Here is a 20329-nt window from a genome sequence, read left to right as displayed (position 1 = left end):
TAGCCAGTGTCCGCAAAGCCTTTACGCTTCAGACGACCCCTCCACTGCCCAACATCTGTTTTTCTTCTTTGCGGCGTGCAACCCAGACCCTGAAGCGGTCTAAGTACAAGTACACCACCGGGGTGGTGTACAGAGTGAGCAGCTGGCTCACAATCAATCCACCGATGATCGAAACGCCGAGCGGCTTGCGTAGCTCCGAGCCCGCGCCTGAGGACAGGGCAAGGGGCAGGGCGCCAAGAAGCGCGGCCATGGTGGTCATCATGATGGGCCGGAAGCGTTTCAGGCAGGCCTGAAAAATGGCCTCGTCCGGGGGCAGGCCCTCTCCCCGCTGGGCATCCAAAGCAAAGTCCACCATCATGATGCCGTTTTTCTTCACTATCCCTATGAGCAGGATGATGCCAATAATGGCTATCACCGAGAGGTCGATACCTGTCACGAGAAGCGCTGTCACCGCGCCCACACCCGCGGAGGGCAGTGTGGAGAGGATCGTGACCGGATGTACATAGCTTTCGTAGAGTACGCCCAAGACGATGTAGACCGCCACCAAGGCCGCCAGGATGAGCAGAGGCTGGTTGCTCAGCGAATCCTTGAAGGCCTGGGCCGTGCCCCGGAAAGTCCCCTGCACACCGGGAGGCAGCCCCACCTGCCGGGCGGCAGTTTGGATGGCTTCAACCGCCTGCCCCAGGGACACTCCGGGCGCCAGGTTGAAGGCTATCGTGCTGGATGGGAATTGACCCTGGTGGTTCACGGCCAGTGACGTGGACGCTTGCTCGAAATGGGCGATGGCCGAAAGGGGCACCATGTCGCCCTTGGATGAAGGAACATAAATGTCTTTCAAGCTCTCCGGGCTCTGCCAGAATCTGGGGTCCACTTCCATGACCACATGGTACTGGTTGAGCAGTGTGTAGTTGACCGATACCTGGCGCTGCCCGAAGGCGTCGTAGAGGATGTTGTCCACCAGACGGACGTTGATGCCCAGGCGCGAAGCCGTTGCCCGGTCGATGACCAGCTTTGTCTGCAGGCCTTTGTCCTGCTGGTCGCTGTTGACGTCGGTCACCTGGGGCAGCTCGCGCATCCTGGCCATCATGAGCGGAGCGCTCGCGTTCACATCCTGGAAGCTCTCCCCTTGCAGAGTATACTGGTAGAGGGCGTTGCTTTGCCGCCCTCCAACGCGCAGTTCCTGCACCGGCTGGAGGAACACCGGGGTTCCCGGTATCTGGGACAGCTTTCCCCGGAGCCTGCCCACCACCTGCTCCGCAGAACTCTTGCGCTGGCCGAAAGGCTTGAGCGCCACGAACATGCGTGCCGTGTTGGTGGTGGCGCCGCCTCCCCCCCCGCCGCCGGTGAAACCCAAGGCGTATTCAACGTCGGGGTCTTTCCTGATGATTTCCACCACCGCCGCGAGCTTCTTGGACATCTCCTGGAAGGAGATGTCCTGGGCTGCCTGGATGGACCCAGCCAGCCTGCCGGTATCCTGCTGGGGAAAGAACCCCTTGGGGACCATACCGTACAGCACGACATTCAGGACAACAGCGACCACGGTGAGCCCGAGCATCAACCGTCGCCGCCTGATTGCCCAGCGCAGGCTGCGCTCATAGAAACCAAGGACCTTGTCAAAAAAAATTTCGCTCACACGTTGGAAGGCACCCCGCCCTTCTTGACGGCCGATTTTTAGGAGCGCCGCGCACATCATGGGCGTTGTGGTGAGCGACAATACCATAGAGATGAAGATGGCCGCCGAAAGGGTCATGGCGAATTCACGGAACAGCCTTCCAACCACCCCCCCCATGAGCAGGATTGGGATGAACACCGCCACCAGGGACAGGCTCATGGAGACCACCGTGAAACCGATCTCCTTGGCACCGCGCATGGCCGCATCAAAGGGCGAAAGGCCGCGCTCCAGGTGGCTTGTGATGTTCTCCAGCACCACGATGGCGTCGTCCACCACAAACCCTGTGGCGATGGTAAGCGCCATGAGCGAGAGGTTGTCCAGGCTGTAGTTCAGAAGATACATGACCCCGAACGTGCCGATAAGCGAGGCCACCACGGCCACTCCGGGGATAACCGTGGCCCGGAGGGTACGCAGGAACACGAACACCACCAGGACCACCAAAAGGCACGATACTACCAAAGAGATCTCCACCTCGGCCAGTGAAGCCCGAATCGGCGGGCTGCGGTCCATCACCACGGAGAACTTCACTCCCTCGGGCAGATTGGCCTCCAACTGAGGCATGAGGGCCCGTACATTGTCCACCGTCTCGATGATGTTCGCCCCGGGCTGGCGCGAAACGATGATCATCACCGCCGGAGTGGAGTTCACCAGGCCCAGGGTGCGCACGTCCTCCACGGAATCCTTCACCTCGGCCACGTCCGCGAGCTTGACTGCCGCGCCCGAACGGTAGGCCACGACCACCGGTTCGTATTCGGCGGCCTTTCGTAGCTGGTCGTTGGTGTCTATCTCGCGCGAGGTCTCCTCATCGGCCAGCTGGCCCTTGGGCCGGTTGGCGTTGGTGGTGGCCAACACTCCGCGCACGGTCTCCATGCTGATCCCGTACCGCGACAGGGCGGCCGGGTTCAGTTCCACCCGCACCGCCGGCAGCGCGCCGCCCCCCACGAACACCTGCCCCACCCCATCCACCTGGGAGAGCTTCTGCTGCAGGATAGTGGTAGCCACGTCGTACATGCGTGAACGGCTCACGGTGTCCGAGGTGAGCGATAAGATGAGGATGGGCGCGTCGGCCGGGTTGATCTTGCGATAGGTGGGGTTGTTGGGGAGGTTCGGAGGCAGCTGGCTTCGGGCCGCATTGATGGCGGCCTGGACTTCGCGAGCCGCGCCGTCGATGTTGCGGTTCAAGTCGAACTGCAGGGTGATGCTGGCCGATCCCCGGTAGCAGGTGGAGGTCATTTCCGTGACCCCGGCTATGCGCCCGAACTGCCGTTCCAGGGGCGCGGCCACCGAGGTGGCCATGGTCTCCGGATCGGCTCCGGGCAAACCCGCGTTCACGGAGATGGTGGGGAAATCCACCCTGGGCAAGGGAGATACCGGCAGCAGCGTAAAGCTTATTATCCCGGCCAGCACCAGTCCCAGGGTAAGGAGCGTGGTGGCCACCGGCCGTTTGATGAACACTCCGGGGAAATTCATGGCACTACGCCTCGGCCCGCGCGCCCCGCACGCGCCGGGAAAGCCTGTCAAAGGCCAAATAAATCACCGGCGTTGTGTAAAGGGTCAGAAGCTGGCTGATGATCAGACCGCCTATGATGCAGATGCCAAGCGGCCTGCGCAGCTCCGACCCCACCCCTCCGCCGATGGCCAGAGGCAACGCGCCAAGAAGCGCGGCCATGGTGGTCATCATGATGGGCCGAAAACGAAGCAGGCAGGCCTGGTAAATGGCCTCCTCCGGTTCCATGCCTTCCTCGCGTTCGGCCTCCAGAGCGAAATCCACCATCATGATGCCGTTCTTCTTCACTATCCCTATGAGCAGGATGATGCCGATGATGGCCAGGACGTCCAGGTCCATGCCGAATACCATAAGCGCCAAAAGCGCCCCGACCCCGGCCGAGGGCAGGGTGGAAAGGATGGTCACGGGGTGTATGTAGCTCTCATAGAGTACGCCCAGCACGATGTAGACGGTTATCAGGGCGGCCAGGATGAGCAGGGCCTCGTTGGAAAGCGATGCCATGAAGGCCTTGGCCGTTCCCTGGAATTCACGCTGGATGTTGGCGGGCATGCCAAGCCCGACGGCGGTTTCTTCCACGGCCTCCACGGCGTCGCCCAGGGAATGGCCCCGGGAAGCATCGAAAGACACCGTGGTTACCGGGAACTGGGCCAGGCGGTTGATCACCAGGGGGCCGGTGGTCTGGCTCACCCGGGAGACGGCCATGAGCGGCACCTGCTTGCCGTCCTGGGAACGCAGGTAGATGGCGCCCAGGGCGGAGGCGTCGCGACGCATTTCCGGTTTGGCGGCCAGCACCACCCGGTACTGATTGAGTTCGGTATAGATGGTGGACACCTGGCGCTGGCCAAAGGCGTCGTAGAGGGTGTCGTCGATCTGCTGGGGGGTGATGCCAAATCTGGACGCCGTGGCCCGGTCGATTGTTACCATCGTTCGGGGAGCTTGGTCCTGCAAATCAGCGGACACGTTCGAAAGTTCCGGGCGCAGACGCAGGGCGTCCACCAGCCTGGGCACCCACAGGCTTAAGTCCGCTGAATCCGGAGTCTCCAGGGTGTACTGAAACTGGGTGCGGCTCACGCGCACGTCCACGGTGAGGTCCTGGGAGGGCTGAAGGTGCAGCATGATGCCCCCCACTCGGGCCAGCTCGGGCCGCAGCCGTTCGATGACCCGGGAAGCGCTCACCTTGCGAACGTCCAGGGGCTTCAAGTTTATCTGGATGCGCCCGCTGTTCAAGGAGGCGTTGGTGCCGTCCACGCCGATAAAAGAGGACAGGCTCTCCACAGCCGGGTCCTTCAAAATAACGGAGGCCAGCTCCCGCTGACGCTCGGCCATGGCAGGGAAGGATATGGACTGCGGAGCCTCGGACACGCCCACGATGAGGCCGGTATCCTGCACAGGAAAGAATCCCTTGGGGGCCCACACGTAGAGGGCCACCGTGAGCACCAGGGTTCCCACGGCCACCGCCAGTGTTAAACCCTGGAATTTGAACACCCAGCGCAGACTTACGGCATAGCGCTCGATTACCCAGTCGAAGCCGCGCTGGGTGGATTTGTGGATGCGCCCCTCCTTCTCGGGGGGGATGTGACGCAGGAGTCTGGCGCACATCATGGGGGTGAGCGTGAGCGACACCACAGCGGATATCAGGATGGACACCCCCAGAGTGATTGCGAATTCCCTGAACAGCCTGCCCACCACGTCCCTCATGAACAAGAGAGGGATAAGCACCGCGATGAGCGACACCGTGAGCGACAAGATGGTGAAGCCTATCTGTTTCGAACCTTTGAGCGCGGCCTCGAAGGGATCCTCGCCCTTTTCCACATAGCGGGCCACGTTCTCGATCATGACGATGGCATCGTCCACCACGAAGCCCGTGGAGATGGTGAGCGCCATGAGCGAAAGGTTGTTCAGGCTGAAACCCATGAGGTACATGGCCCCGAACGTGCCCACCAGGGACAGGGGCACGGCCACGCTGGGAATGGCGGTGGCCGGAAGATTTCGCAGAAACAGATAGATGACCATCACCACCAGGGCCACGGCCAGCAAAAGCTCATACTGGACGTCCTCGACCGATGCCCTGATGGTTGTTGTCCGGTCCGTGAGCACGGCCACGTCCACTCCGGACGGCAGGCTCGCCTTGAGCTGGGGCATCAGGCGCTTGACCCGGTCCACCACCTCGATGACGTTGGCTCCGGGCTGGCGCTGGATGTTGACGATAACGGCCGGCGAGGTATCTGCCCAGGCGGCCAGACGCTCATCCTCGGCACCGTCCTCCACCGTGGCCACGTCGGAGAGCTTCACCGGAGCGCCGTTGCGGTAGGCGATGATGAGCGGCCGGTATTCCTCGCTGGTGTAGAGTTGGTCGTTGGCCCCGATGATGGAAGCCTGCTTGGGCCCGTCGAAACCGCCCTTTGCCAGGTCCACGTTGGCCGCGCCGATGGCCGCGCGGAGGTCCTCCAGAGTAAGCCCGTAGGAGGCAAGCGCGGCCGGGTTGGCGTGCACCCGCACGGCCGGACGCTGTCCGCCTGAAAGGCTCACCAGACCAACCCCCGGCAGTTGGGATATCTTCTGGGCGAAGCGGGTGTCGGCCAGGTCCTCCACCTTGGGCAGAGGCACCGTGGCCGAGGTCAGGGCCAGGGTCAGAATGGGCGCATCGGCCGGGTTCACCTTGCTGTAGATCGGAGGATTGGGCAGGTCCTTGGGCAGAAAATTGAAGGAGGCATTGATGGCGGCCTGAACCTGTTGCTCGGCCACATCAAGGCTCAAGTCCAGGGTGAACTGCAGCGTGACCACGCTGCAGCCGCTGGAGCTGTTGGAGGTCATCTGGGTCAGACCCGGCATCTGGCCGAACTGGCGCTCCAGGGGCGCTGTGACGGACGAGGCCATCACCTCCGGGCTGGCCCCGGGATAGAAGGTGCGCACCTGAATGGTGGGGTAGTCCACCTGGGGCAGCGCGGCCACCGGGAGCTGCTTGTAGGCCATGGCTCCGGCAAGCAATACCGCCACCATGATGAGCGTGGTGGCCACGGGCCGCCTGATGAATGGGCTTGAGATGTTCATCAGCCGCCCTGGCGCCCCCCGCCGGCTTGCCCGCGCACTTCCACAGGAGTCCCATCACGCAGCCGTTCGGTTCCCTCCACCACGACCTGTTCACCAACTGAGAGCCCCGAGCGGACAACGGTCATTCCCTCGACTGTCTCGCCTGGCTCAACCCGCCTGGCCTCCACCGTCCCTCCCTGGTTCACCACGAAGGCCGTGGCCCCTTGCGGTCCGCGCTGCACAGCTTGTGCGGGCACCACCAGCGCCCCGGCCAGGGTGTCCACCAGGAGACGGGCGTTGACGAACTGGTTGGGGAAAAGCTCCCAACCGTCATTTGAAAACATGGCCTTGAGCTTCACCGTACCCGTGGTTGCGTCTATCTGGTTGTCCACGGTGATGAGTTCACCCTGGGCCAGCTTGCGTTTCTGCTCGCGGTCATAAGCTTCAACAGGCACGTTGCCGCCCTTTTTCATGCGCGAGAGAACCACGGGCAGGTTGTCCTCAGGAAGTGTGAAAACCACGGAGACGGGCTGCATCTGAGTGATGACCAACAGAGCCTGGTTGGAGGATTGTATCATATTGCCGGGATCAATTTGGCGCAGACCCACCCTTCCAGATATGGGAGCGGTGATGCGGCTGTATGCGATCTGGAGCTTGGCGTTGTCCATCTGCCCCTGGTCGGTCATGGTCGCACCCTCATACTGGCGTACCAGTGCCTCCTGGGTGTCCAGCTGCTGCTTGGCGATGGCGCCTGTGGAGATGAGGTCCTGGTAGCGTTTGAGATCCTTGCGCGCATTCTCCAGCTGGGCCTTGTCGCGAGCCATCTGCCCCTGGGCTTGGGCAAGCTGGGCCTGGAACGGCCGCGAGTCGATAAGAGCCAACAAATCCCCGGCCTGCACCATCTGCCCTTCCTTGAAGAGCACCTCCATCAGGTGGCCTTCCACGCGGCTTTTGACGGTAACCGTATTAAGAGGCACCACCGACCCCAGCCCGGACAAATACAAAGGCACGTCTTTTTTCACGACCGCGGCCACGGTCACGGGGATCTTTAAATTCTTGCCTGGACCGCCCTGGCGTTGCTGCTGGGCTGATCCGCCCCAGAAGAGATAGACAACTCCCGCAATGGCCAACAAAACAACAACAACCGCGATCGCCCGAGCCGGGCGCCGGGGCCTGTTGAGAAGTGTATCAAAGGGGACGAGGGTCATGGGATTACCTGTTGGAGTAGAACTGTTCACGCCGATGGAATATACGTTGCGACCCTACCTGCTAACACCAGCCATAACAAGAAGTGCTCATGCCGCAGCGCTTGCGCTGCAAACTGTCCATGTGTTTTGAGCCGGCTGGGACACAAAGCCGGACAAGGTACTGTCGGTCCCTTGCCAGATTCGGTTACGCCCAGGGTGTACTTCGGCGCACACCATGGAGAACTCTCGTCCGGGCCACTTGGAACTTGCCGAAATATCGCCCACCGCAAAGTCGATCCAGATATGCCTCCATACCCGCCTTGCACTGTTTGCTGGCCACGGGGTATTCGGGCAACGAAATACCATAACCTGCACACTCTTACCGCTCTGCGGCTTAAGCTTTTGGCACGAGGCTCCACATGCTCTTCGAATTCGCCTCTCCGGCAAAAATCATCTTCGGTCCCGGCGTGGTCGTGAGGCTGCCGGAGCTGGCCGCGGGACTCGGTTCGAAACCCTTCGTGGTGACCGGGGCCAACCCGAACCGCCACAGGGGGATTCTTGAAGCTCTCGCCTCCAATCGATTGGAGACTACCGTGTTCCCGGTCGCTGGCGAACCCACTGTGGAACTGGTCCTGACCGGTGCCGCGCTCGCCTGTGAAAACGGATGCGACATGGTGGTGAGCATAGGCGGGGGAGGCGTTCTGGATGCCGGAAAGGCCGTGGCCGCGCTTATGACCAACCCGGGTGATATCTACGAATATCTGGAGGTGGTCGGCAGGGGCAGGCCCTTGACCAATCGGCCTGTTGCGCACATCGCAGTGCCCACTACGGCCGGGACAGGTGCCGAAGCCACGGCCAACGCGGTGCTCACTGCCAAGGCCCAGAGAGTGAAGGTGAGTCTGCGCTCGCCCATGATGCTGCCGAGCGTGGCCTTGGTGGACCCGGAGCTTTCGGCGTCCATGCCGCGTGAACTGACCGCGGCCACGGGCCTGGACGCAGTGACCCAGCTTTTGGAGGCCTTCGTTTCGGGCAAGGCCAATCCCATGACCAACGCCTTGTGCAGGGAAGGTCTTGGCCTTGCGGCCCGTTCGCTTCGCCAGGCCTACGACAACGGGTCGAACGCATCCGCCCGGGAAGACATGGCCCTGGCGAGCCTGCTCTCCGGCCTGGCTCTGGCAAACGCCAAGCTGGGGGCGGTACACGGGTTCGCGGCTCCGCTGGGGGGATTTTTGGGAGCTCCTCACGGGCAGGTTTGCGCCAGCCTCTTGCCTGCCGTGGTCCAGGCCAATATCGCGGCGTTACACGATCGCGACCCGGACTCGCCATCTCTGGCCGCCTACGGCGAGGCTTCAAGGATACTCAAGGGAAATCCTTCAGCCACACCCAAAGACTGTGTATCCTGGATTGTGGACTTGTGCTCGCACCTCAAGGCTCCCACGCTTGCCAAGTTGGGCGTGGCCAGAAAGGATTTTCCAGTGATCGTTGAAATGGCGGCCAAAGCAAGCAGCATGAAGGGTAACCCCATAGAGCTGACTCACGCGGAGCTTACCGCCATCCTGGAAGCGGCCCTGGGATGATCGAGAGTACCAACAAAAGATTGGAAACAAACTGATCCGAAGCCCATTTCCCCGGGCCCCCTAAGCCTGCGCCCAGGCCTTGGACCGCTCCACAGCGCGCTGCCACCCGTGCAGCAAACTCTCGCGCACATCCGCGGCCATGCCTGGCTCGAAACGCCGGTCCATCTGCCACATGGCCGCGATTTCCTCTTCGCTTTCCCAGAACCCCACGGCCAGCCCGGCCAGATAGGCCGCTCCCAGGGCCGTGGTCTCCGTCACCTTGGGGCGCTCGACAGCGACCCCCAGCACATCCGCCTGGAACTGCATGAGCAGATTGTTGCGGGCCGCCCCCCCGTCGGCGCGCAACGCGGCCAACGTGATGCCGGAGTCTTTTTGCATGCAGTCCATTATATCCAAGGTCTGCAGGGCGATGGATTCCACCGCGGCTCGGGCAATGTGGGCCTTTGTGGTTCCCCGGGTGAGGCCGACCATGGCGCCGCGCGCGTACTGGTCCCACTGGGGAGCGCCAAGGCCCGCGAAAGCGGGCACAAGGTAGACCCCTCCGTTGTCCGGTACGGAGAGGGCCAGCTGCTCCACCTCATGGGCGTGCCGAATTATCCCCAGCCCGTCACGCTGCCACTGCACCACAGCACCCGCAACGAACACGCTGCCCTCCAGGGCGAAAACTCGCCCTTTCGGCGTGGCCCAGGCGGTGGTGGTGAGCAGGCTGTGGCTACTTGCTCGCGGCTGTTTGCCGGTGTTCATGAGCATGAAACAGCCTGTCCCGTAAGTGTTCTTGGCCATGCCTTCTCTCAGGCAGGCGTTGCCATAGGTGGCGGCCTGCTGGTCGCCCGCGTTTCCCGCTATGGCAATGGCCTTGCCCAGAAACTCAGGGTGGATTTCACCCACCACCTCGGAGGACTTGGTCACCCTGGGCAGCATGCACCTGGGCACCTGAAGGATGGAGAGCAGTTCGTCGTCCCACTGGCCGGTGTTGATGTTAAGCATCAGGGTACGGCTGGCATTGGACTCGTCGGTGACGTGGGCTGCGCCTTTGGTGAGGTTCCAGATAAGCCATGTATCCACAGTGCCGAACAGCAGCTCGCCCTTCTCGGCCCTGGCCCTGGCCCCGGGGACGTTCTCCAGAATCCAGCGGACCTTGGTGCCGGAGAAATACGCATCCAGCACCAGGCCGGTTTTCTTACGGAAGGTGTCGGCCAGCCCGCGCGCCTTGAGCTCGTCGCAGAATCCGGCGGTTCGCCGGTCTTGCCAGACAATGGCGTTGTGGACGGGCTCGCCGGTGTGTTTGTCCCACACCACGGTGGTTTCGCGCTGGTTGGTGATGCCCGCGGCCGCCACTTCGGAGGCGTCCACCTTGGCCTGGGCCAGGCATTCGCGCATGACCCAAGCCTGAGAGCTCAATATCTCGCTGGCGTCATGCTCCACCCATCCCGGCCGGGGATAGATCTGGGTGAGCTCCTTCTGGGCCAAGTGCTTGATCTCACCGTGACGGCTGAACAGGACAGCGCGGGAACTGGTGGTTCCCTGATCCAGGGACAGTATGTACCCGCTCATTCAGGCCTCCCGGCTCAAATAAGAGCTGTTATGGCGTTTTTGGCATGTCCTCGGAGCCAAACACCGTATCAGGCTGCGGCACGCCCGGAATACCAGGATGTAAGCAGTGCTTTCGCGGATTCGATCTCTCTTTCGCGGCGGGCATCGTCCCAGCCGAGCTCGCGAGCCATAATGTCAGCCACTGCCGGAGCGGCTTCCTGGGCGTGTACCATGTCCAAAAGCCCCAAGGGCAAGCGCCGCAGAAGCACATCCGACACATGGGCGGCCATTTCCTTGCGCACTGCGTAGACCACTTCGGCCCCGATGTAAGGATGCGCCGGATGGAGACGGTCCATGAGCCCGGTTTCGCGGCCCTCGGCCAACACGCGCTTGGCCTCGTCGCCGTAGAGGGAGACGAGCGACCTGGCCAAGTCGGGTTCGAGACCCTCGCGCCGGGCAAGCTCATCCCATGAACCGGCCACATGCCCGCAGGAGCCCAGAAGCCTCATGGTGCGGGTGGCGCTCTTGCGATTCCCGCCAAGGCCGAATCTGGCGCAGGCCACGTCCACGGCGTCCTCGGCCATGCTCCGGTAGCTGGTCCACTTGCCGCCGGTAATGGTGAGAAGCCCCGAAGCGCTCACGTCGATCACATGGCTACGGGCCAACTCCTGGGTGCTGGCCTTTCCGGAAGCATACACCAGGGGGCGCAGGCCGCTCCAGACGGCCAGCACGTCTGTGCGGGTCAAGGGCTGGCGAAGGTATTTGCTGGCGTAACGCAAAAGGTAGTCGACGTCCTTTTCCTCAGGCACGGGGTCGTGCTCCACCCGGGCTGGCTCGTCGGTGGTGCCGAACAGCACGTGCCCCATCCAGGGAATCATGAAGAGCACGCGTCCATCCTCGGTGCTGGGGATCATAAGCGACATGTCTTTCGGGGTGTGCTTGGCGTCGAGCAGTATGTGGATGCCGGAGCTTACCTTGAGCATGTCTTTGGCCTGGGGGTCGTCCATACGCCGCACGGCATCGGCAAATGGGCCGGTGGCGTTGACCACTCCCTTGGCCCGAATGGTCCAGCTTTCGCCGGTGATGACGTCGCGGACAACGGCCCCCCGCACCCGTCCCCCCTCCTTGACCAGTTCCACCACTTCCACATGGTTCAGGCAGGCCGCCCCATGTGCGTTGGCTGTACGCGCCAGAGTGACGGCCATTCGAGCGTCGTTGAACTGCCCGTCAAAGTAGATTACCGCGGCCACGTAGCCGTCCAGGTTCAGCTGAGGAAACATTCGCTGGGCCTTTGAGCTGGTTACAAGCCTGCTGCGTCCCAGCGACAGCCGCCCGGCCAAAAGATCGTAGAGCACCAGGCCCGCGAAGATGTAGGCCGCCTGGAACCAGGTCTTCACCGGGGTCATGAGCTGGATTGGGTGGGCCAGATGGGGCGCGTTTCGCAAGAGATAACCCCGTTCGCGAAGTCCCTCGCACACCAGGCCGAACTGCTCGCGATCGAGCTTCAGGACGGCCTTTTCCAAGTACCGCACCCCGCCGTGAACCAATTTAGTGCTCTTGCTGCTGGTGCCTTGGGAGAAGTCCCCCTGTTCCACCAGGGCCACATCCAGGCCCCGGGTGGCCGCGTCCAGGGCCACGCCACAACCAGTGGCCCCGCCGCCGATTACGAGAAGGTCGAATTCACCGCCGCTTTTTTGGCGGCCAAGAAGATGCTCTCTGTCCATAGTGAGGCCTTTCTAGTTTTTGAGCAGATCCGAAGCGGTGGTTGCGTCGGTCACGAAGACGTGCACGTATCCGCGCTTGAGAACGGTCCGAAGTATGGGGACCTTGGCCATACCGCCCGACACCAGCACGATGTGGGGCACCTTGCACAGGCCGTCAAAATCCGGGGACATGCTGCAGGCGTTGACAGTATGGTCCAGCACGCTTCCGTCCCCGGCCAGAAAACGCCCGAAGAATTCACCCACAGCTCCGGCTTTGGCCAAATCCCTGCGCTGCTCGTGGGTGATCGCCCCGAGGGTGATGTTGGTGGCCTGAGCGGTCAGGTCGCCCACGGCGGTGAGAAGCATGTCCACCTGGAGCGCTTCCTGGTAGTATGTGCGGAAGATGTCCTGACTGGCGATGGTCTCTCTCACTTCCGGAGAGGAGACGAACATGGGCGCCGCCAGATGATTGCATACCTCCGCCCGGAGCTGGCGGGCGAACATGGCGGTTGAGTCGAACGGATTGACAGGGCTGCGGGGGACTCCACCGTAGAGCGAGGTCACGGAGATATCCCGAAAATTGCGGACAGTGATGCCGTTGATGGCTGCACGGATCGTGTTGCCCCACCCCACACCCAGGGATTGCCCATCCTCAAGTACCTGGGAGACGTATTCCCCCGCAGGCCGTCCGATGGCGTCGAAGAGGTGGCGGTCGCCCCGTTCCGGCGCAGGGACCACGATAGCCCGCACCAGCCCGAACTCTCTCACCAACCGCCCCTCCAGGGACACGCACTCCTTGAACGGCGTGTTGATGATGACCTGGATAAGTCCGGTCTCTCGCCCCACCTGCAACAGCCGGTTCACCTTGAGACGGGTGATGCCCAGACGTTCGCCGATCTCGGCCTGAGTAAGTTCCTCGTTGAAATACAGCCAGGCGACCCGGGAAAGAAGCTGGCTTTCGCTGTCGTCGACGCCAACCATACAGGTGCCTCCCAATTGTTCAAAAGTTTTGGTTTATCCCAATTTTTATGAACTTTTATTTTTTTAGAATGAATTTGTAACGCTCAATTGTCAACAGTCGCTTCAGGATTGTTCATCACTCCTCGTGGAAAGGCGCCAACTCGCCTCCCAGGCCGTACGACACTTTTCACGCCGTGCATGCCCCGACGCGGCTTTCCGGTAAGGCGGGCGCCACATGGAACGCACTTCTCCGGCTTGCAGCCTTCGCTGAATATGGTATGTCTTGAAGTGTTTTTTGTGGGCAGTAGCCTATTTCATGCGAGGGCGATTTCTGTGGATGACACTCTACACTGGAATTTGACACCCTTCACGGGCATGCTCCACCCTGTACCAGGGTGAGCCAAACATACCCCAATTTTCCGGACGATATGCTTCGTAACAGTCGGCACGACACGTACACTCATTGGTTAGATTGCATGCTCCAGAAAGTACTCAGCGTATCCCTTTTTCTGCTCCTGCCTCTCCTCTTGCAGGGCGCTCCAGATGCATCTGCCGGCTCCGTTCGGCTTGGTGTCCTGGCCAACCGGGGAGATGAACTCGCCCTGCAGGAGTACCAGCCTCTGGCAACTTACCTCACGGGTGTGCTGCCAGGCCTCGAGTTTTCGGTCATACCCATACCTTTCACCGACATCGACAAGGCTGTCGCTTCAACGGAAGTGGACTTCATCATTGTGAACCCCGCCCTCTATGTGCAACTTGAGCGGCGGCACGGGGTCATGCGTATCGCCACCATGAACAACCAGGCCGGGGGTCGCACGAGCATGCGCTTCGGGGGAGTGGTCTTCACCAGGGCCTCGAACCAGCAGATCAACTCCCTCGAGGATCTCAAGGGCAAACGGGTTGCGGCGGTGCATCCTTATTCCATGGGCGGCTGGCTGGTGGCGTACGGCGAGTTTTTCCGGAAAGGGATCAATCCCATCAAGGATTTTCAGAGCCTGGTCTTTGTGGGAACTCAGGACGCTTCCGTGAAGGCCGTGCTCGCGGGAGAGGCCGATGCGGGCACCGCACGAACCGACACGCTGGAACAGATGGCTGAAGCCGGAACCATCTCCCTTTCCGATGTAAAAGTTATTCCACACCAGGAGCACGGCCCAGAGTATGATGCGTTCCCCTTTCTGCTGAGCACAAGGCTCTACCCGGAATGGGCCGTGGCCAGGTTGGCCCACGTGTCCGACGATCAGGCCAGGAGGGTAGCCGCGGCCCTGCTCATCGCTTCGGACAATTTCCTTGGCGGCTCGGACACCCATATCCGAAGTTTTACAGTCCCCTTGAACTACCAGCCCGTGGACGATCTTTTGCGCGAGCTCAAGGTAAAACCCTACGACACGCCGCCAAAAGTCGAGCTCCGCGAGTTCCTATTCCAGCACAGGATCGAAGTGACCCTGGCCGGGCTTGCCTTAATCGGACTCTTCCTGGCCACCATCTATTTCCTCAGCCTCTCCGGCCGGCTGCGCAGAGTCCAGGCAAAGCTTCTGCGTGAACTGGCAGAACGGGAAAAGGCCGAGGCCTCGATGCAAATGGCCAAGGACATCGCCGAGAGGGCAAGCAGGGCCAAAAGTTTCCTCGTTGCCAACATGAGCCATGAAATCCGCACCCCGCTAAACGGCATGCTGGGCATGCTCCAGCTTTTGCAAACCACCCCACTGGACGGGGAACAGCAGGAGTGCGTGGACATGGCCGTCCGGTCCGGAACGCGCCTGACGTCGCTTATAAGCGACATTCTCGACCTGGCCCGCATGGAGGCGGGCAAGCTCTTCATCTGCGAGTCGATCTTCTCGCTCCAAGAGCTTTTTGCCGAGGTGCAGGACACATTCAAGCCTTCCTGCGTGGAAAAGGGTATCGACTTGCACCTTACGCTGGACCCGGCTCTTCCCTCCCGTGTCCTGGGGGACATGAACAAGATTCGTCAGGTTCTCTACAATTTGATCGGAAACTCCGTGAAGTTCACTGACAAGGGGACCGTTGCGCTTGAGGCATGGGCCATCTCTCCTCCCACCGGGGGCGAATGCGGGGTTCTGTTCATGGTCTCGGATACAGGGACGGGCATCCCTGACGACATGCTCGCCTTCATTTTTGATCCATTCACCCAGGTGGACGATTCGAGCACTCGCAAATACGAGGGTGCCGGTCTTGGCTTGAACATCGTCAAGCGGCTGGTGGAAGTCCTGGACGCTTCTTTGGCTGTGGATACCGAAACGGGCCGGGGAACCACCATGGCCTTTACCCTTGCCTTGCGCATTCCAGGTCCTGCTTTGAAGATCGTCACCTCGAAAAAGACCACCCCTCCTCCGAAAATTTCCGGCACCAAAAATTTGCGCATTCTTCTGGTGGAGGACGAAAGAACAAATCGCGTCGCCCTCACCCGGCTTTTGGAAAAGCAAGGATGCACAGTGCTGACCGCAGAAAACGGCAAACAGGCCTTGGACATTTTATCAAACGAACGGTTTGATTGCGTCCTCATGGACGTTCAGATGCCCGTCATGGATGGACTGACCGCGGTAAAACTCCTGCGCCAATCGAATGGGCTGTCGGCCAAAGTCCCCATGATCGCCCTCACAGCCCATGCAATGGACGGTGACCGGGATACGTGCCTCGATGCCGGTATGGACGGCTACCTGGCCAAGCCTGTGGACATGGAAGAACTACGAAAAACCCTGGCCAGTGTGTTGGACGACCCGTCGCTAGATACTGGAAGAAACGGATAGCAACAGGCTTCCCAGCTCAGCAAATAAGCGGTTTGCTCTCTGTATCATCGCCTTCACTCCCTACTCCTTCCAGGGATGGCCCCGTCGAAAGTGCACGCCGAGCTTTGTGCTCTTTCCGCTTCCTGACGTATAAAATCAGGTTTCATTCTTCTTCCCTGTCGTGCTAGTTCTATGTACTAGGAATGCAAGCAGTTAGATTGCACCACATCCGGCAGCCGGCGGAGGGGGCACGAGCGGGGAGTACCAAATCGACTTGGCCCGGCCAGAGAGCTCGCATGAAGAGGCTCTCCAGCTTCGCCAGATCTTCTTTCCCCCTTGCGAAGAATCACCGTGTAGTTGGCAGTCGTACAATGACAACGCACTCCTCAAGTGCGACACACCAGACACCCAGGTGACCAATATGGATAAAGCCCCTGCCCCCAAAAAGCTGGAATCCTTCTACCAACTAGACACCTTGGCGGACGATATCCGCCGAAACATACTCACCATTCTAGGCAACGATTTCTATCCGACCCGTAAGTTCCGCTTGTTCAACGGGCTGGCCTACAGCGTCCGCAACAGGCTCATCAACATGTGGCTTGGCACCCAGCGCTCCTACTACGACGCCATGACCAAGCGGGTGTACTACCTCTCCATGGAGTTCCTCCCCGGACGTTTCCTCATGAACTACCTCACCAACATGCGCATGGAGGAGGGTTGCCGCCAAACCATTCAGGATATGGGCTTCAAGCTGGAAGACATCGAGGAGGAAGAACGCGACGCCGGGCTTGGCAACGGGGGCCTGGGGCGGCTGGCCTCCTGCTACATGGACTCCATGGCCTCCATGAAAATCCCCGGCTACGGATACGGTATCCTCTACGACTACGGGCTCTTTCACCAGATGATCGTGGACGGAGCCCAGGAGGAGCGGGCCGACAACTGGCGCAGCCACGGCAGCCCCTGGGTGATCGACCGCGCCGAGGATCTCTACGAGGTGCACTTCCACGGCCGTTCCGAGGCATACCAGGACGATGCCGGCAATCTTCGCTATCGCTGGGTGGACACCGAAACGGTAAGAGCCATGGCCTGCGACATCCTGGTGCCGGGCTTTGGATGCGACCATGTCACCAACATGCGCTTGTGGGCGGCCAAGTCCAGCCAGGACTTCAGCCTGAAGGATTTCAACAAGGGCGACTTTGTCCGGGCAATGGAGGAAAAGGTCCTCTCGGAGAACATCTCCAAGGTTCTCTATCCCAACGACGAGCCCCTGGTGGGCAAGGAACTGCGCCTCAAACAGCAGTACTTCCTGGTGGCGGCCACCTTCCAGGACATCGTGCGGCGCCACAAGAAACAACACAGCTCATTCGCCAGCTTCCCGGACTTCGTGGCTGTCCAGCTCAACGACACCCACCCGTCCATCGCCATCGCAGAACTCATGCGCATCCTGCTGGACCTGGAATCCCTGCCCTGGGACGATGCCTGGGACATCTGCGTCAAGACATTCGCCTACACCAACCACACCGTCCTGCCCGAGGCTTTGGAAACATGGCCTGTGGACCTCATGGGGCGCGTTCTACCCAGGCACCTTGAAATAATCATGGAGATCAACAGCCGGTTCATGGGCGAGGTTGCGCGTCGCTATCCCGGAGACTTCGAGCGCATGGCCCGGATGTCCATCATCGACGAGGGGTGGGGCCGGCGGGTGCGCATGGCCCACCTGGCCATCGTGGGCAGCCATGCGGTCAATGGGGTGGCCATGCTGCACTCCACCATCCTGAAAAACGGCCTGTTCAAGGACTTCGACGAGTTCTACCCCGGCAAGATTGGAAACATCACCAACGGGGTTACGCCCAGACGCTGGCTCCTCCAGGCCAACCCGTCCCTGGCCGGACTCATCACCCGGACCATCGGGCCTGAGTGGGTCACGGACCTGAACAAACTGAGGGAGCTCATTCCCCTGGCCGAGGATGCGTCCTTTAGAGCCGCCTGGCGCGAGTCCAAGCGCGAAAACAAAAAGCGGCTGGCCCGGTACGTCTTGCGCAAGGTGGGAATGGGCATAAACCCGGACACCCTCTTCGACGTCCAGGTCAAGCGCATGCACGAATACAAACGCCAGCTTCTGAACGTGCTGCACGTCATCACCCTCTACAACCGCCTGGTCGACAACCCGGGGCACGACTGCCCCGCACGCACGGTGATGATCGGCGGCAAGGCCGCACCCAGCTACCACATGGCCAAGCTGGTGATCAGACTCATCAATGCCGTAGGCGAAACGGTGAACAACGACGCGCGCATCAAGGGCAAGCTCAAGCTCATCTTCCTGCCCAACTACTGCATCTCCCAGGCCGAAAAGGTCATCCCGGCCACTGACCTCTCCGAACAGATTTCCACGGCCGGGATGGAGGCATCCGGCACCGGCAACATGAAGTTCGCCATCAACGGGGCTCTGACCATAGGCACCCTGGACGGAGCAAATGTGGAGATAATGGAGGAAGTGGGCGAGGAGAACATCTTCATCTTCGGCCTCAAGGCCCATGAAGTGGACGCGCTCCGGGCAGGAGGGAACGACCCGAAACTCTGGTACGAGGGTGACGCGGAGTTGAAGCGGGCTTTGGACATGATCGCTTCCGGGGCATTCTCCCCAGGCGAGCCACATCTTTTCGCCCCATTGATCGACAGTCTGCTCCACAAAGGCGACCACTATCTGGTGCTGGCAGACTACCGGGCCTATGTCCGGACCCAGGACCGCGTGGGCAGGCTCTATATGGACAAGGAGGAATGGACGAAGAAATCCATCCTCAACACAGCCACCATGGGCAAATTTTCCAGCGACCGGGCCGTATTGGAATATGCCAAGAACATCTGGAACATCCCGCCGCTGGGGGATTGATGCACGCTCTTAGTCCTGAATTTTCTCCTTGAGGCTGAAGAAGCCTCCGGCCCAGGTCATGGCATCGGAATAGCAAGCCTTGACCACGTCCAGGTCGAAGGAGAGCTTCTGGGTCAATGCCTCAAGCTTGGCCCAGTCCGTATCTTCGATGCAGACCATCAGGTCCATAAGGGGCTGATACTCGTTATTGGGATCCCGGCAGAGGGCGTTTTTAAGTTTCTCGTCCAGGGGGAGGTATTCCACCACCTTGGCCGTCGGCATTCCAAGAATGGCGTCTATGAGGGAAAAAAGCCCCAGAAGGAACAGGCTTCCGGGATCAAACCCCCAGAAATCGTACTCCTTGGCGATGTTTTCCAGAAATCTCCCTCTCTGAAGAGACAAAAGCACCAGTTCCTGCGGATTGTCCCCCTGATGGGCCATGTCCGCCAGGAGCACGGCCCGCAGCCAGTTCTTCATCTTGACCACGCCCAACATGTTGATGGCCTGGCGGATGGACTGAATCTTCTGGGGGAAGCTGAAGGCCGCGCTGTTGAGATAGGTCAGCAGCCTGAAGCTCACTGAAACGTCGGAGGAGATGGCCTCGGACAGGGCGTCCAGATCCGGGTCCTCAGCCTCGATGGCCTTCAGGATATTGATGCGCGATATCTCATGGGAAGTGAGCTTGCGGTCGGAAATGATTTCCGGCTCCTTGAAGAAGGCACCCTGAAAAAGAGCGTATCCCACTTCCTTCAATGATTCGAACTGCTCGAGGCGCTGCACCCGCGCGGACAAGAGCATCGCGCCCAAAGATTTCGTCTTGTCGCGCAGGGTCTTGGGGTCCACCCCGCCTCCCAGATCTATGGTGATGATGTCTATCTGGTGCAATATTTCCTTTATCACGGCGGCATCGGCCAGAATGTCCACCGCCAGGGTGTAGCCGTCCTTTCTTAAAGCATCCAGCGCCTGGATCAGGGCGGCCTTGTCTTGTGCCTGCCCTTGGAACTTCACCACGCATTGCGAAGGGGAAAAGGCGTAAGGCGCCTTTTCCAAGAGTCCCTGCTCGTCGAAGGAGAGCAGGATTCGCTTGCCTCTCTCCATGGCCTGCTGGATACCAATGAATGTGCTTGAGGCCAGGTTTTCCGAGGCTTGGCGCTGGGCGTCCGAGAGAAGGCGTGCTCCAGCGCCAGCATCGCTGGAAATGAGCTCATAGCCCCAGAGTTTGCGTTTGGCATCCAGGATTGGATGCTTGGTAAAAAAGACCTGATCTTGTGCGGGCGAGGTATGTTCGGACATGGGAGAGCCTTCGTTCCTGGCAGGGCTGTCAGGTTAGACCGTCACGAAGCCTTACGCTTGGTGCACGGTTGCCGTGGCCGGCAGTGCGTCACCCCATTTGTTCTCAGTGCCATTTATTCTATTCCAGGACCAAGCACAACGGAAAGGCCCTAAGGCAGCTGCAATTCCAATGAATTCACAAAGAAAAAGAGAGGAGCGACGACCCCAGAAAGAATTTGGGAAGGAAAAAGAGGTACGGAATCAACAGAGCTTCG

10 protein-coding genes are annotated in these 20329 nt (G+C 60.6%); 3 read left to right on the top strand and 7 right to left on the bottom strand.

Annotated elements, in window-relative coordinates; translation table 11 throughout:
- Positions 1 to 28: 28 nt before the first annotated feature.
- Genes HY795_18925 through HY795_18915 form a run of 3 tightly spaced genes read right to left on the bottom strand, consistent with a single transcriptional unit; the run spans position 29 to position 7417 of the window.
- The gene (locus tag HY795_18925) at positions 29 to 3142 is read right to left on the bottom strand and encodes a multidrug efflux RND transporter permease subunit (GenBank protein ID MBI4807293.1); all 3114 of its coding nucleotides are present in this window, start codon (positions 3140 to 3142) and stop codon (positions 29 to 31) included.
- Positions 3143 to 3146: 4 nt separating this feature from the next.
- The gene (locus HY795_18920) at positions 3147 to 6230 is read right to left on the bottom strand and encodes an MdtB/MuxB family multidrug efflux RND transporter permease subunit (protein ID MBI4807292.1); all 3084 of its coding nucleotides are present in this window, start codon (positions 6228 to 6230) and stop codon (positions 3147 to 3149) included.
- The gene (locus HY795_18915; GenBank protein ID MBI4807291.1) at positions 6230 to 7417 is read right to left on the bottom strand and encodes an MdtA/MuxA family multidrug efflux RND transporter periplasmic adaptor subunit; all 1188 of its coding nucleotides are present in this window, start codon (positions 7415 to 7417) and stop codon (positions 6230 to 6232) included. The genes HY795_18920 and HY795_18915 overlap by 1 nt, the downstream gene beginning before the upstream one ends.
- Positions 7418 to 7815: 398 nt before the next feature.
- On the opposite strand from HY795_18915, the gene HY795_18910 reads away from it, so the two are divergent.
- Positions 7816 to 8973, top strand: a complete 1158-nt coding sequence (locus HY795_18910) for an iron-containing alcohol dehydrogenase (protein ID MBI4807290.1) — start codon at positions 7816 to 7818, stop codon at positions 8971 to 8973.
- A gap of 60 nt (positions 8974 to 9033) precedes the next feature.
- On the opposite strand, the gene glpK is transcribed toward HY795_18910, so the two are convergent.
- From glpK to HY795_18895, 3 genes are all read right to left on the bottom strand, one after another.
- Complete coding sequence (gene glpK, locus HY795_18905; GenBank protein MBI4807289.1) at positions 9034 to 10527, bottom strand: glycerol kinase GlpK; 1494 nt, start codon at positions 10525 to 10527, stop codon at positions 9034 to 9036.
- 68 nt (positions 10528 to 10595) lie between these two features.
- Positions 10596 to 12230, bottom strand: coding sequence for an FAD-dependent oxidoreductase (locus HY795_18900; protein ID MBI4807288.1), 1635 nt, complete (start codon positions 12228 to 12230; stop codon positions 10596 to 10598).
- A 12-nt stretch (positions 12231 to 12242) separates the two neighbouring features.
- Complete coding sequence (locus tag HY795_18895; protein ID MBI4807287.1) at positions 12243 to 13190, bottom strand: sugar-binding transcriptional regulator; 948 nt, start codon at positions 13188 to 13190, stop codon at positions 12243 to 12245.
- A 455-nt stretch (positions 13191 to 13645) separates the two neighbouring features.
- On the opposite strand from HY795_18895, the gene HY795_18890 reads away from it, so the two are divergent.
- Both HY795_18890 and HY795_18885 read left to right on the top strand, forming a co-directional pair.
- Positions 13646 to 15934, top strand: a complete 2289-nt coding sequence (locus HY795_18890; GenBank protein MBI4807286.1) for a PhnD/SsuA/transferrin family substrate-binding protein — start codon at positions 13646 to 13648, stop codon at positions 15932 to 15934.
- A gap of 400 nt (positions 15935 to 16334) precedes the next feature.
- On the top strand, positions 16335 to 18803 hold the full coding sequence (locus HY795_18885; protein ID MBI4807285.1) for a glycogen/starch/alpha-glucan phosphorylase: 2469 nt from the start codon (positions 16335 to 16337) through the stop codon (positions 18801 to 18803).
- Positions 18804 to 18812: 9 nt separating this feature from the next.
- Here HY795_18885 and HY795_18880 read toward each other — a convergent pair whose 3' ends face one another.
- Positions 18813 to 20075, bottom strand: a complete 1263-nt coding sequence (locus HY795_18880; GenBank protein ID MBI4807284.1) for an HDOD domain-containing protein — start codon at positions 20073 to 20075, stop codon at positions 18813 to 18815.
- Between the last annotated feature and the right edge of the window lie 254 nt (positions 20076 to 20329).

The sequence above is a fragment of the Desulfovibrio sp. genome (assembly GCA_016208105.1).
GTDB lineage: Bacteria > Desulfobacterota > Desulfovibrionia > Desulfovibrionales > Desulfovibrionaceae > Fundidesulfovibrio.
This window is presented reverse-complemented; position numbering and strand designations above follow the sequence as displayed.